At 59.1% G+C, this 303-nt stretch carries 1 protein-coding gene; it reads left to right on the top strand.

All coding sequences use genetic code 11. The features are described from left to right. Nucleotides 1-18 precede the first annotated feature (18 nt). Entirely contained in the window at nt 19-291 is a 273-nt protein-coding gene (locus EN852_RS38810; RefSeq protein WP_135879903.1) for a hypothetical protein, read from the top strand. Nucleotides 292-303 lie beyond the last annotated feature (12 nt).

Here is a 303-nt window from a genome sequence, read left to right as displayed (position 1 = left end):
CATGCAATTCTTTAATCCATGCTCATTGTGCGCGTGCCGCTCACGCAGTTCAACGACCTGCTGGGGCTGATGGCGCAGGAGTTGGGCGGCACGGTGAATCTGCGCAATCCGCGTTCAGGCGCGCGTGGTCTTTTTCAATTGCTGCCGTCGCAATATGAATTGAATCCGGACGGCATCGGCTCGTTCGGCAATGCGGTGGATGAATGCCGCGGCGGTATTCGATATATTCTCGGCCGCTATCACAATGCGGCGTCCGCGCGCCTGGCCTGGCAGGCTAACCGGTGGATTTGAGCGTGCGGGAAG

Source organism: Mesorhizobium sp. M2E.F.Ca.ET.209.01.1.1 (assembly GCF_004010375.2).
GTDB lineage: Bacteria > Pseudomonadota > Alphaproteobacteria > Rhizobiales > Rhizobiaceae > Mesorhizobium.
This window is presented reverse-complemented; position numbering and strand designations above follow the sequence as displayed.

What these genes read in the sequence shown, in the direction of transcription:
- EN852_RS38810 (WP_135879903.1), top strand. Translation starts at nt 19, where the DNA reads ATGCTCATTGTGCGCGTGCCGCTCACGCAGTTCAACGACCTGCTGGGG.